9 protein-coding genes are annotated in these 13,665 nt (G+C 39.1%); 4 read left to right on the forward strand and 5 right to left on the reverse strand.

Annotation, left to right across the window (positions count from 1 at the left end; translation table 11 throughout):
• Positions 1-97: 97 nt before the first annotated feature.
• On the reverse strand, positions 98-898 hold the full coding sequence (locus tag AA650_RS17980) for a type 1 glutamine amidotransferase (protein WP_442853945.1): 801 nt from the start codon (positions 896-898) through the stop codon (positions 98-100).
• A gap of 682 nt (positions 899-1,580) precedes the next feature.
• Here AA650_RS17980 and AA650_RS17985 point away from each other — a divergent pair.
• The 4 genes from AA650_RS17985 (at position 1,581) to AA650_RS18000 (ending at position 8,560) form a co-directional block, all read left to right on the forward strand.
• The gene (locus AA650_RS17985; RefSeq protein WP_053540061.1) at positions 1,581-2,345 is read left to right on the forward strand and encodes a COP23 domain-containing protein; all 765 of its coding nucleotides are present in this window, start codon (positions 1,581-1,583) and stop codon (positions 2,343-2,345) included.
• 512 nt (positions 2,346-2,857) lie between these two features.
• Complete coding sequence (locus AA650_RS17990; protein ID WP_039200663.1) at positions 2,858-3,562, forward strand: peptidylprolyl isomerase; 705 nt, start codon at positions 2,858-2,860, stop codon at positions 3,560-3,562.
• Positions 3,563-3,618: 56 nt separating this feature from the next.
• Positions 3,619-6,612, forward strand: a complete 2,994-nt coding sequence (locus AA650_RS17995; RefSeq protein WP_053540062.1) for a peptidase domain-containing ABC transporter — start codon at positions 3,619-3,621, stop codon at positions 6,610-6,612.
• Positions 6,613-6,976: 364 nt separating this feature from the next.
• Positions 6,977-8,560, forward strand: coding sequence for an HlyD family efflux transporter periplasmic adaptor subunit (locus AA650_RS18000; RefSeq protein ID WP_053540063.1), 1,584 nt, complete (start codon positions 6,977-6,979; stop codon positions 8,558-8,560).
• An 883-nt stretch (positions 8,561-9,443) separates the two neighbouring features.
• On the opposite strand, the gene AA650_RS18005 is transcribed toward AA650_RS18000, so the two are convergent.
• The 4 genes from AA650_RS18005 to serA form a co-directional block, all read right to left on the reverse strand.
• Positions 9,444-9,614 carry a hypothetical protein gene (locus AA650_RS18005; RefSeq protein ID WP_053540064.1) on the reverse strand — a complete coding sequence of 57 codons (171 nt, stop codon included), beginning with the start codon at positions 9,612-9,614 and terminating at the stop codon, positions 9,444-9,446.
• A gap of 42 nt (positions 9,615-9,656) precedes the next feature.
• Entirely contained in the window at positions 9,657-10,694 is a 1,038-nt protein-coding gene (locus tag AA650_RS18010; RefSeq protein WP_053540065.1) for an agmatinase family protein, read from the reverse strand.
• 122 nt (positions 10,695-10,816) lie between these two features.
• A complete protein-coding gene (prmA, locus tag AA650_RS18015; protein ID WP_053540066.1) occupies positions 10,817-11,737 on the reverse strand; it encodes a 50S ribosomal protein L11 methyltransferase in 921 nt (306 codons plus the stop codon).
• A gap of 210 nt (positions 11,738-11,947) precedes the next feature.
• A complete protein-coding gene (gene serA, locus AA650_RS18020; protein WP_039201298.1) occupies positions 11,948-13,528 on the reverse strand; it encodes a phosphoglycerate dehydrogenase in 1,581 nt (526 codons plus the stop codon).
• Positions 13,529-13,665: the final 137 nt, after the last annotated feature.

A 13,665-nucleotide genomic window follows, 5' to 3' on the forward strand; every position in this document is an offset into this window, starting at 1 on the left:
AATAAAGAAATAATGTAGTTTATTAGGCTGGTAATTGGTAATTGGTAATTGGTAATTGGGAAGAATGTTTTACCCATTACCCATTACCCATCACCTATTACCTAACTCCAGCCACACTGGGCAAATTAACTTTTAAGCGTTTCAATATCGCTTCCCGTCCTTGCATTGCCAAAGTATCTTCTAAAGGTGAAAGTTTAATTTCTTGCTGATATTTCAACTTTAACGCAGTTTGAATTAACCAGTCGGCAACAAAAGGATTTTTTGGTAATAATGGACCGTGAGAATAGGTAGCGATCGCATTTTGATAAAACGCGCCTTCTGTTCCATCTTCTCCATTATTCCCCAAACCATACACCACACGCCCTAAAGCTTCCACTTTTCCTAATGTAGTCCGGCCACCGTGATTTTCAAACCCGACCAAATAAGGTTTTGTCCCTGTCATTGCTTCTAGTTCTTGCGCTAACCGGGAAGCTGTAACTTTTATCACTAAATTACCAATACATCTTTTAGTATTTTCACCAGGATGAATAGAAACTAAATCTAAGATTCCTAAACCTTCAATTCTTTGTCCAAAGGCTGGTTCATAATAATTTCCCAGCAGTTGGGGAGAACCACAGGTAAAAACTCCCGGCGTGCCACGTTCGATTTTATCACGCATTGCCTCAGCTTTTGCCCCTTGCAAATCCCTCATGACAATTTCTTGCTGACGATCCTGTGCGCCCCCACCAACAATCACATCTACTGATTTTATATCTTCTGTGGTGGACTCTTGGTCTAAGGGTAAAACAATGACATTATACCCCCGCCATTGAGCGCGACGTTGGATAGTGATCACATTTCCGCGATCGCCATAGGTACTCATCAACTTGGGATATAGCCAACCAATAATAATTTCCATCGGTTTATAACTTATAAAACCTCTACTATAGCAGGAGTCAAGTAGGGGCGCAGGGTCTGCGCCCATTCCGAATTGTGAGGTCTGCGCCCATTCCGAATTGCGAGGTCTGCGCCCATTCCGAATTGTGAGGTCTGCGCCCATTCCGAATTGTGAGGTCTGCGCCCATTCCGAATTGTTGCAATATATTAATAAATTTCAAGTTTAGTAAACAGACAACACAAATAAAAAAACTCATGCTAGATTAAGGGTATGGTACAAAAAGGTTAAAAGTCAAACCTTAAATCCAAACTTTTCATTAGAGTTTGTGCCTCCTGCTCTAATGTATCGGCAATCAATTTTAGATTTTAGCTTCCTGTCAAAGTTTTTTCGCCTAAATCTCACCAAATTGTTATTGGAGGTGTTGAACTCGCAGCCAGAAGTGCCTGCCCATTAGAAATAAGGGAAGCGTGGTTTAAATCGAATTTAATTGATTGCTTGTCAAGTCCACTTCTATTATTTTTGTATTGAACCACAACCTAATCAAGAAACCGCTGTAAGCTGCTGATAATCCTTCGTAGCTTGTAGCGGTTTCTGCTATGTATACTAAAAACAAAAAAATAGGTATTGTTAATGAATCAAAAAAATATATTCTCCGTCAATAGAGATATCAACTATTTACCTGTTTCTCACAGAGGTTATATTTATGTCATTACAATCACTTCGGGTTTTATTGTTGAGTAGTTTGGGCTGTTCTTTATTTTTTGGTAACACTGTGGCTTTTGCTCAAGTTGTTGTTCCTACAATACCATCAGGTTCATCTACTACAGTACCATCAGGTTCATCAACCACCATCCCAACTTCCACCACAGTTGACAGTAGCGCCAGATTTAGTTGCCAGTCTAACAATGGACAGTTTACAGTCATGTATCAGCCCCAAAGTCAACCAGGACAATACTTTGCTTGGGCTGCACCTCAGAGTTTAGGAGGCGGGTGGGATGCTCAGAAACGTTGTCAAGCGATCGCCACCCGTTTAGAATCATATCGCCCAGATGGATTACAAGAACTGCAAATAGCCGTAGAAAATAGCGAAAATATTATCTGTGTCACCACCGAAGCCCAACCCAGTTGTCGAATTGTCTTAACAGTCCCTCGTGGCAAAGATCCTTATACTATTCGCAATAGTGTATTCCAAAATTTAACTACTGCTGATAGTGGACAACAAACTATTGCTGTCAATACTTACACTAATCGTAATAGCAGTAATGGTAATAGCTTATACAGTCTCGGACAAACGCTTTTAGGTGGTAGCAAGAATCAAGTTACTTCTACTAAAGGTGGGATTAATTTGAAACCATACCTTGATCCTAAAGATGGTGGTACTGGTGGAAAACTGAGAAATGGAGTAGCAATTAAAGGTAGTACCACACGCCAAAGCCCCAATCGGCTAAATCCGGGCAGATTTCGTTAATTATGATTCCGGGCAACCACAGGGGGTTTGCCCCTACAGTATTTTTGTGATTATATTTACCTTTTTAGAGAAATTAAATTTACCCTTTATATAATTTTGTCCTGTATTAACTTATTAGGTGTTGTAATTATTTCTCAGGATGGATTGGTTTTTGAAGATTAGTGGGTAAGTGAAGAATACGCAATAACCGCAATGACTGGTTATCTAATTTAGGCTGCTAATTCGTCATTATTCCCCATTTCCTACAAAGTAAGTTTGATATGACAAATTTATTAATTTATGGTAAGTTGGTACGATAATATCCAAATATCAACACTCTGACTACTTAAATGCCCAGAAATCAACTTTTGGTTATTGGCAAATAATTAGTATTTAAATACTACACTGAAACCAAAGCAGAGTAAAGTTGTCATAAATTGTATAATTTAACCAAAATATAACTTGGTGACAATCTAGTTCTACTATCTTTTGAAGAGAAATTAACAATGGTGACAAACCTGATTACAAATAATATGAATCAAGTTCTACAATTGGGCGATCGCACCCTCCAGCCTACAGAAGTTTTATCATTATTGTCGGAATACCAGCTATTACCGCTATTAATTAAGGAAATATTCATTGATCAAGCGATCGCAGAAATTGTCTGTACCCCAGAAGAAGAACAACTAGCCTGCGAACAATTAGCCCAACAATATCAAGGACTAGAACCACAGAGCGAAAGTTTCCAAAAACTGAAAATCATGGCGGTACGACAATTAAAACTAGAAAAGTTCAAAGAGGAAACCTGGGGAGGGGATTTAAACTCCTACTTTTTTCAACGGAAAACCCAGTTAGATAGAGTGATTTATTCCCTAATTACCACCTCAGAACTTGGTATCGCTCAAGAAATTTACTTCCGTATTCAAGAGGGTGAACAATCTTTTGCGGAATTAGCACGGGAATACGCCCAAGGACCAGAATCCCAAACAGATGGCTTAGTCGGACCCATAGATTTACAATCCCTCCATCCCACATTGGTGAATATCCTCTCCAAAAGTCAACCACAACAACTATCACCACCGACTCAAATCAATAACGTCCTAGTAATTGTCCGATTAGAAAAAATACTCCCAGCCCAACTAGATCGTCCCATGCGACAACGATTACTAAATGAACGATTTAATCAGTGGTTACAAACACAAATGACAGAACAAAAATGTCAGATTCAGACCATATAAATCGCCAAATATCAACCTTTTCGCCAAAATGAAGTGAAATAAATAACTCAATCAATATGACTTATATTCAGAGTACCTTTGAAGAATTCATTGCCAGTATTGAAGGATTTGATCAATTATCGAAAGAGGAAATTAATAACCTCTTATCGTCACAAATTCTCCAGCCTTTGCGTTATCGCATAGGACAAAAAATTATTGGTAAAGAACAACTACCAGAAAGGATCGCCATTCTTTATCAAGGCAACGTCAGACTATTGGGATATAATCCCCAAAACCAATTACCAATTACATTAAAATTACTGCAACCAGGGGCAACAATTGGCGAAATTGCTTGGTTGCGTGAACTTCCTTGTGAAACAGCGATCGCTTCCACCGAAGTCATCTGTTTAACCTGGAAAGCCGCAGATTATTTGCAATTTATCAACCGCAATCCAGCCTTTGCTCAAGCTCGTCAACACATAAGTCACCCAATTGAAATATTTGATATTTTGAGTTCCCAGGTAGCGCAAAAAGCTTTAGTAAATCACAACCTCAAAGACATTACCCAACAGGCTCAATTAGAAGCAAAAATTCATTATTTATCACCAGGAAAAACGGCTTTAAGAGAATTAGATAGCGATCGCATTTGGTTTGTGAGTGGTCGTAGTTCCCTGCCCAATTTCCCACCCTGTTCTCGTCTAGAAACCGACGTAATTGAAGTTAAAGGCAACATTCCTCTCCGCTTATTGGGCATTAATCCTCAAGACCTATCATTACTTGATGGTGTTACCATTGAATCCGAAACATTAGAAACTATATCAGATAGCAGAGTAGATTCGGAAATTCCCTACGCCCAAGAACCAGAATTTGTTCCCCCCACCACATCAAACAAGCAATTTAAAAATCAAAACTATCCATTTTTCCGGGGACAAGGAGAATTAGATGCCACTCTGGCTTGTTTTCAAATGCTATCCAAGCATTTAGAAATGCCCTTTCGGAAAGAAGTAGTGCGGCGGATTTTAACCGACCAAATTAAGCGTCAAGGGAGTATATCTTTTCAAGTTTGCGCTTATTTATCAGAACTAATTGGACTTAAATCCCAGCTAGTTGATGTTCCTGCTGTTTCCATCAATCGGATTCCTACACCAGCATTAATTCGCTATCGTGACAGTTTTGCTGTCCTCTATGCGGTAGATGGAAAAACAGTAGTTTTGGGTTTACCATCTCAAGGCATTATCAACTGCCAAATTAGTCAATTGGTAGAAGAATTAGAAACTGATGACGCTAATCTTCAACCACAAGTTAGAGTTTTATTACTGAGTGCAACCAAAGAAACACCGAAAGAACGCTTTGGGTTATCTTGGTTTGTTCCTTACTTATCACGTTACCGCCGGGTACTGATAGAAGTATTTATTGCTTCCTTCTTCGTCCAACTAGCTGCCCTCGCTAATCCTCTGGTTATTCAGCTAATCATTGATAAAGTCATCGTCCAAAATAGTATTAGTACCCTGAATATTCTAGGAGTATTACTATTAGCAGTGGGTGTATTTGAAGCAGTATTAACCACCTTGCGGACTTACTTATTTGTAGATACCACCAACCGCATTGATATGAGTTTGGGGTCACAAATTATTGACCACTTGCTACGCTTACCACTGCGCTATTTCGATAAAAGACCAGTTGGTGAACTATCCACCAGAATTAATGAATTAGAAAATATCCGTCAGTTTCTCACTGGTACAGCTTTAACAGTGGTATTAGATGCCCTATTCTCCGTCGTTTATATAGTTGTCATGTTGTTTTACAGTTGGCAACTAACTCTCGTCGGATTAGGGACAATTCCTCTGTTTGTGGTGGTGACATTAGTCGCTGCTCCCACCGTGAGTAGACAATTAAGAACTAAAGCTGAACGGAATGCCGAAACTCAATCTTATTTGGTTGAGGTTATGTCAGGTATTCAAACAGTTAAAGCCCAAAATATTGAATTACGCTCCCGGTTTTCTTGGCAAAAGAAATATGCTAAGTTTGTCGCTGCCGGTTTTAAAACTGTTCTCACTTCCACATTAGCGAATTCAACCAGTCAGTTTCTCAGTAAACTTAGCAGTTTATTAGTTTTATGGGTGGGAGCTTATTTAGTTTTGAAAGGAGAATTAACATTAGGAGAATTAATTGCTTTTCGGATTATTTCTAGTTACGTTACTACCCCAATCTTACGGTTGGCGCAAATCTGGCAAAACTTCCAAGAAACTGGTTTATCTTTAGAACGATTAAGTGATATTGTGGACACACCACAAGAAGCAGAAATAGATCGGAATAATATTCCCCTTCCTGCTGTTAGCGGTGCTGTTAAATATGAAAACGTTTCCTTCCGATTTGCTGCCAGCGGACCACTACAACTCAGCAATGTCAGCGTCGAATTTGCCGCAGGTAAATTTGTGGGCATTGTCGGACAAAGTGGTTCAGGCAAAAGTACAATGATGAAATTACTGCTCAGACTTTATGACGCAGAATCTGGCAGAATTTTAGTTGATGGTTATGACATTGCCAAAGTCGAACTTTATTCGCTGCGGCGGCAAATTGGTGTAGTTCCCCAAGATACGCTCTTATTTGATGGCACAGTTCAAGAAAATATTGCCTTAACAAATCCTGATGCCACAACTGAGGAAATTATTGAAGCGGCTCAAATTGCTGTTGCTCATGAATTTATTATGACCTTGCCCAATGGTTATAATACACGAGTTGGGGAACGAGGATCAGCCCTTTCTGGTGGACAAAGACAGAGAATTGCGATCGCTCGTTCTGTATTACAAAGACCTAAAATCTTAGTTTTAGACGAAGCCACCAGCGCTCTAGATTATCCGACAGAAAGGCAAATTTGTCTGAACTTAGCTCGTGCATTCAAAGGCAACACAGTCTTCTTCATTACCCACCGTTTAAATACTGTTAGTAATGCCGATACTATCGTCGTCATGGATAACAGTAGAATGATAGAACAAGGTAGTCATCAAGAACTCATGGCAGCTAAAGGTCATTATTTCTATCTTTATCAACAACAGGAAGTAAATTTGTAATTTGTCAGTTATTTGTAAGGGTTTAGCTCATGCTTTACCCTGTTCATCTCGTTCCCAGTCTCTGACTGGGAATGCCATTACAGAGGCTCTGCCTAAAGCCGTTAGAGAACTCCACAAAAAAAATGTCCAATCTTGTGGGATGGGCATCTTGCCCGTCCTTGCATTATTAGCGGGCTTTTCGGACTGCATCACAAGAAATTTTGGGATATTTTTTTAATTTGAAGTTTCTTATAAATTCATTCCCATACAGAGTACAGAGTATGGAACGAGAAAACGAAAAAAGGCAGTAATACATTAAACTTTTCAAACTCTAAAATCACACACCACTAAATATTCAATCTAAAATCCCAAATCCCAAATTATTATGACTCAACTTAATGGTAGTTACAGCAACGGTAACGGTAACGGAAACGGTAACGGATCTTATAGAGATGCACAAGTATTAACACCACCCAAACCCGCTCCTAAACAGCCAAAACCCGATTTTAATTTTAATAACTTCGACCAATCTGTAGTCTTACGCCAATCCCCAATTTGGTCAAGAACTATCATGCTCACCCTCATGGGATTAGCTTGTTTTGGGATTATTTGGGCTTGTTTAGCGAAAATTGAGCAAGTAGTTCCCGCCACAGGACAATTAAAACCAGAAGGAACAGTCAAAGACGTACAAGCTCCTATAAATGGAGTTGTAAAATCACTGTATGTAAAAGATGGTAAAGAGGTAAAACCAGGAGATTTATTATTAACCTTTGATTCCATTGCGACCCTAGCCGAATTAAATTCATTGAATAAGATTCGGATAGCTTTAATTCAAGAAAACAATATCTATCGTCGCTTAATGGGAGCAAGTACCGGAATAGATGCTGAAATAGCATTTTTACGCAGTAGACTCCCAGGAGAATCAGCTTTTCTGCTTAAAAGCCGCGCTTCCTTAGTAGCAGAAAATGAATTATTACGTTCTCAATTAAGAAATTCACCGGGAGCAGCAGGTACAGGAATTGATGAACAACAATTATTAGCAGTTGCTAAAACAGAATTAAAATCCCGTTCTAAAGCCGCAGATTTAGAAGTTGAAAAAACCCGAAAACAACTTTCTCAAACCATATTTAAACTGCAAGATACTAAAAATGGTTTAGCAATTCAAAGTCAGATTTTAGCTAGTCTTAAAACCTTAGCTGAAGAAGGTGGTATTTCTAAACTGCAATATCTGAATCAAAAACAACAGGTACAAACGCTTTCCGCAGAAATATCACAATTACAAGAAGAGGCAAAACGTCTACAATTCGATATTGATAAAGGAAAAGAGCAATTAACCAATACAGTTGCTAGTTCTGATAAAACTATTTTGGAAAAAATCGGTGCTAACAAACAACGGATTGCAGAAATTGATAGTCAATTCATGAAAATTATTCTAGAAAATGAACAGCGTTTAGCAGATATTAATAGTAAAATCTCCCAAACACAATTAAACGTTAAATATCAAGAACTTCGCGCTCCTGTAGGAGGTGTAATTTTTGATCTTCAAGCTAAAAATCCGGGTTTTGTTGCCAATTCTACCCAAAAATTACTACAAATTGTCCCCAAAGATAGCCTCATAGCCGAAGTTTTCATCACCAATAAAGATATTGGTTTCGTGAGGAAAGGTATGAATGTAGATGTGAGAATTGATTCCTTTCCCTTTAGTGAATTTGGTGATATCAAGGGTAAAGTAATTGATATTGGTTCAGATGCTTTACCTCCCGACCAAAACCATCAATTTTATAGATTCCCCGCCAAAATCAAGTTAGATAGACAACAATTAAGTCTCACCAATCAAGATAGAAAGATATCCTTACAGTCCGGTATGTCTATTACTGCTAATATTAAAGTCCGAGAAGAACGGACAGTCATGAGTTTATTTACAGAGATGTTTACCAAGCAAGTGGAGAGTTTGAACGAAGTCCGTTAGGGATTTTTAAAAGACTTAACCTAGATGTGTAAGTAGTTTGACAAAAATATTTACAGTCATTGCGAGCGAAGGGAAGCAATCACAACCCTTGGAATTGCTTCATTTCACTTCGTTCCATATGGCTAACGCCACGCTGCGCTAACGCAATGATATTGTGTAATTAATTCTGTCTCACTACTTAGGGGTTGAGATTTAGTAGGAGTTTAGCAGTGATCATAAGTGTCAATTTAACGTAAAACCCATATACCGACTGGGAATGAATTCCCAGTCTCATAGCAAAAGTCATCTAAAAGATGACTAAATAACCCAGAAATTTTTGATTAACCTTTAGTTTATACTAAACACGGGTGAGATTTAAACTTTTGCCAAATGACAAAGAACTCAGATGTGTAGGGGTAAAGCAAAAGCTTATTTGTGTCAAATTAACGTAAAACATCTATTCCGCAAAGAACTCAACTCGTCTCATTCCCAGTCAGAGACTGGGAATGAATTCTAGAAGGCTCTGTCTTCAATGATATTAGAGGCAGAGCCTCATCAACTGCATTCCTAGTCAGAGACTAGGAACGAGATGTGGTAGGGATTTGAGCTTAAGTTGACACCAATTGACCTAAAACCCTTGTAGAGACGTTCCATGGGTAGGGATTCTCGGCTCTACATCTTTTTTGGGAGATGTCTAATCAAATGGATCTTGTTTGTTGAATGGGTATATTTTTAATCAAATCATCAACTGGGAGAAAAGGGGCAATAAAAAAGGTTTGGTTGTCAACCAAACCTTGACTTAAATCCAGTGCATAACAACATCCCGAATTAATTTAACCTATATGATTTATTTTCAGCATCTTCCTATAGTATGTATGCAAATTTCATAAAACCTGATAAGAAATCATTTATTATGCCAAAATGGCGAATGGTCATTAGTCATTGGTAATTGGTAATTGGTAATTGGTAATTGGTAATTGGTAATTGGTAATTGGTAATTGGTAATTGGTAATTGGTAATTGGTAATTGGAAAATTACTTCTGTCCCCTGTCCCCTGTCCCCTGTCACCTGTCACCTGTCCCCTGTCCCCTGTCCCCTGTTCCCTGTTCCCTGTTCCCTATTTCTGAGATAAATCTAATAAATTTGCTAACTTATAAACTGTTCGCGCCCCGACATTACCATCCCATTCAGCATCACCAACCTCACAAACATCAAAACCAATAATTTTTCTACCACTATTTACCAGTTCGCGGAATAGACAGTAAACTTGTTCTAATTCCAGTCCGCCAGGGACAGGAGTACCTGTGTTGGGGCAAAGTTTAGGGTCTAAACCATCAATGTCGAAGCTAATATAAACTTTTTCTGGTAAATGATTGATAATTTCTCGACATAAATCCAACCAAGTCTTACCAGAATATAGTTGTTGTTTAATTGCTGAATCATAATAACCAATAATGCGATTATTTGATTGATTAATTATTTGTACTTCATCATGACAAATATCTCGTACACCTACTTGGACTAATTTAGAAATTTGCGGTATTTTTATGGCATTAAACATAATAGACGCATGAGAAAACTCAAATTCCTCATAGGCATTACGTAGGTCTGCATGGGCATCAATATGTAAAATTCCCCAGTCATCATATTGATTAGCTAAAGCTTGAAAGTAGCCTAATGGTGAACTGTGATCACCACCAATGACAGCAACTCGTTTACCTTGATTTATTGCTGCTTGTGCTTGGGTAAATAACCAATGATTTACCTGTTCTCCAGCTTGGTTAATTGCCTCTAGAATAGGAGTTAAATCCGGTGAGTCTGTTAGGGATTTACCTTGGGCTTGACGTTCAATAATTATGGCTGCTTGTTGACGATAGTAGTTATTTTTTTCAATCATTTCCTGGGGAATTTCTACCATAAATATTCCCTGTTTCCAACCATCAGGATGATCAAAATCAAATAAATCTATTTGCAGTGAAGCATCTAAAATTTGCTGTGGTCCGTTGGCCGTTCCGGCACGATAGGAAACCGTGACTTCCCAAGGTATGGGGAAGATAATTAAGTTGGCTGAATCGTAATTAAATGGTAATCCCATGAAGTTGCCATTTTTTTCGGCTACGCTGTTGGGATTATAGTTTTCAATGGAGTCGTTCATATTGAAAATTAGTGCTGGTTAGGGATTGATATTTAGATTTTATCAATATTTGTTAATCTCGGCTGATTTTAATTACCATTACTTTTGGTGATATTCAATAGGAAAAAATCCATAAATTATAATTAAGAACGACGGGCATTTAAACAACACCATTCTTTTCTTTTCCAGAGAGTAGCTACAATCCAACCATTTTGTTCTAAAGCATCAGCAACGGATTTAGATTGTTCTAGTAAAATACCACTGAATATACCCCAAGTGCTAGGTTTGGTAATGGCGGTCATTTCTGGGAGTAATTCGATAATTACATCTGCTAAAATATTGCAAACAATCCCGTCTACAGGTTGATCAATGATTTTTCGGACTATGTCTACACTACCCTCAAGAGGGATTAAAGAATCTGGACGAATCTCATTCAGAGTGCGATTACTAAAAGTAGATTTTACGGCTAAAGGATCGTTATCAACGGCATAGACTTTACCCGCACCTAATAATATTGCCCCAACGCCTAGAATACCTGAACCACAACCAATATCGGCGATAATTAAAGGTTTTCTTGGTTCTTCTGTGTCTAGGAAGGATTGGGGGATTTCACTGAAGCGCATTTCTAGGGATTCTAAACATAGTTGAGTGGTGGCATGATTACCTGTACCAAAGGCTACGCCTGGATCAAGACGAATTACCAATCGGTCTAGGGATTCAGGTAGAGGTAACCAAGCAGGGTTAATGAGAAAGCGATCGCCTATTTCTTCAGGTTGCCAATGTTGTTTCCAGCTACTAGACCAGTCTTCTTCGTCAATTAAGCCCCAATGCACCACGGGTGCGGTGAGTCCTACACACAGGGCATCTTGACGCAGCCATAGCGATAAAGCAGCCAAATCTAGCAGTTGTACTTTAAAGGTGGGTAAATAAGCCTTAACAAAAGAGACATTGCCCTTAATTTCTACTGCTGTACCACGACAGCCAAAGTTTTCTAACCGCCAAAATATAGTTTCTTCTAAATCTAGTTCAGATAAAATATTTAATTCCCACCAGGTATTTGCCATAGAATTTTAGATTGGTGATTGGTGATTGGTGATTGGTGATTGGTGATTGGTGATTGGGGAAAACAAACTATGATTTTTATGACTAGGATAATTAAGATAATCCTTCTAATCATCCTAATCAAATAAATCACAAAAATCATAGTTAAAGATGATTTTTCTAATTCTCAAATTATTTAATCATCTTCATCAAATAAATCCCAAAAATCACAGTTAAAGTGTGACTGTATAAGCGTCTCGAATACCTTCCACTTTTTTAATTTCTGCTAAAATGCCATCGGGTAAAGGATCATCAATGCTGAGAGCCATAACAGCGTCACCACGAACGATTTTCCGACCTACCTGCATACTGGCAATATTGACATTAAAGCTACCCAGTAGAGAACCGAGTTTACCAATAATACCGGGCATATCACGGTGTCGAGTAAACAGCATATATTTGCTGGGGGGAACGTTAATGGGGAAACCGTCAACATCCGTTAAGTGGATTTCCTTATCACCCAACAAAGCACCTGTAACAGAATGTGTACCTAGAGTTCCTGTGGCTTGAAGATGCAACGAACCAGCATAATCCCGTGCCGAAGCGTCCCTGGTTTCAATAACTCTAATTCCTCGTTCTTTAGCTTCTATGGTGGCGTTGACATAATTTACCCGTTCCCGCAGGGCTTGGTAAAGAAGTCCTTTCAGGGCAGCTATTACCAAGGGTTGACTTTTATTAGTTGCCAGTTCTCCTTGCAGTGTAACATTAAGTGTCTCAACTCTACCGCCGGTGAGTTGACCAACTAAGTTCCCCAAGGTTTCCGCTAATTCCATGTAAGGCTTGAGTTCTTCTAGGATATCAGGACTAAGTCCAGGAATATTCACCGCGGAACGGGCGGATAGTCCTAATAACACATCCCGAATTTGTTCAGCCACATCTATGGCTACGTTAACTTGGGCTTCAGCAGTGGAAGCACCGAGGTGAGGTGTAAGAATAACATCTTTACCTAAGCGTAGCAATTCCGATTCACCTAATGGTTCGGAATCGAACACATCTAATGCAGCCCCGGCAATTACACCATCTCTGATTGCCACTGCTAAAGCCGCTTCATCAATAATGCCACCACGAGCGCAGTTAATAATCCTGGTAGTGGGTTTCATTAACGCCAAAGTTTTAGCGTTGATTAAGTTGGCAGTTTCTGTGGTTTTGGGAATGTGTAAGGTGATATAGTCGGCTTGCTGGAATAGCAAATTTAAGTCTACCAGTTGACAACCCAGTTGTTCGGCTCTTTCTGTGGAGATAAATGGATCATAGGCGAGGAGTTTCATGCCCATAGCCTTAGCGACACTGGCAACATGAGAACCAATTTTTCCTAACCCGACAACGCCGAGGGTTTTTTTGTATACTTCCGAACCAACATAACTTTTACGATCCCATTCACCACGTTTTACTGAAGCATTAGCATCAGGAATATGACGAGATAAGGACAACATCATGGCTAAGGCGTGTTCGGCTGCGGCAATGGTATTACCTTCTGGGGAATTGACGACAATAATCCCTTTGCGGGTAGCTGCGGGGACATCAACGTTATCCACACCCACGCCAGCACGGCCAATAATTTTTAATTTTGTACCGGCTTCTATAATTTCTTGAGTAACGCGAGTTCCAGAACGGATCATCAGCGCGTCATACTCGCCAATGATGGCTTTGAGTTCATCTGGTTTGAGGCTGGTTTTGACATCAACTGTAGCTACTTGGGAAAGAATATCAATACCAACTTGATCAATGGGGTCGGAGACAAGAACCTTAGACATAATTACTTGATTTTGGTTGACAGGTTTTGCTTTGCAAGACTTTTTAGTTTAATCTTTATCTGTGGCACTTGGGGAAATTTTATCGAAATCGGTTTTGATAGGGGACTTAAACATAGATCCCCGACTTCTCTAAGAAG

The organism is Anabaena sp. WA102 (assembly GCF_001277295.1).
GTDB classification, from domain to species: Bacteria; Cyanobacteriota; Cyanobacteriia; order Cyanobacteriales; family Nostocaceae; genus Dolichospermum; species Dolichospermum heterosporum.

Coding starts and splice junctions, on each gene's coding strand:
- AA650_RS17980 (WP_442853945.1), bottom strand. CDS start 898: ATGGAAATTATTATTGGTTGGCTATATCCCAAGTTGATGAGTACCTAT.
- AA650_RS17985 (WP_053540061.1), top strand. CDS start 1,581: ATGTCATTACAATCACTTCGGGTTTTATTGTTGAGTAGTTTGGGCTGT.
- AA650_RS17990 (WP_039200663.1), top strand. CDS start 2,858: ATGAATCAAGTTCTACAATTGGGCGATCGCACCCTCCAGCCTACAGAA.
- AA650_RS17995 (WP_053540062.1), top strand. CDS start 3,619: ATGACTTATATTCAGAGTACCTTTGAAGAATTCATTGCCAGTATTGAA.
- AA650_RS18000 (WP_053540063.1), top strand. CDS start 6,977: ATGACTCAACTTAATGGTAGTTACAGCAACGGTAACGGTAACGGAAAC.
- AA650_RS18010 (WP_053540065.1), bottom strand. CDS start 10,694: ATGAACGACTCCATTGAAAACTATAATCCCAACAGCGTAGCCGAAAAA.
- prmA (WP_053540066.1), bottom strand. CDS start 11,737: ATGGCAAATACCTGGTGGGAATTAAATATTTTATCTGAACTAGATTTA.
- serA (WP_039201298.1), bottom strand. CDS start 13,528: ATGTCTAAGGTTCTTGTCTCCGACCCCATTGATCAAGTTGGTATTGAT.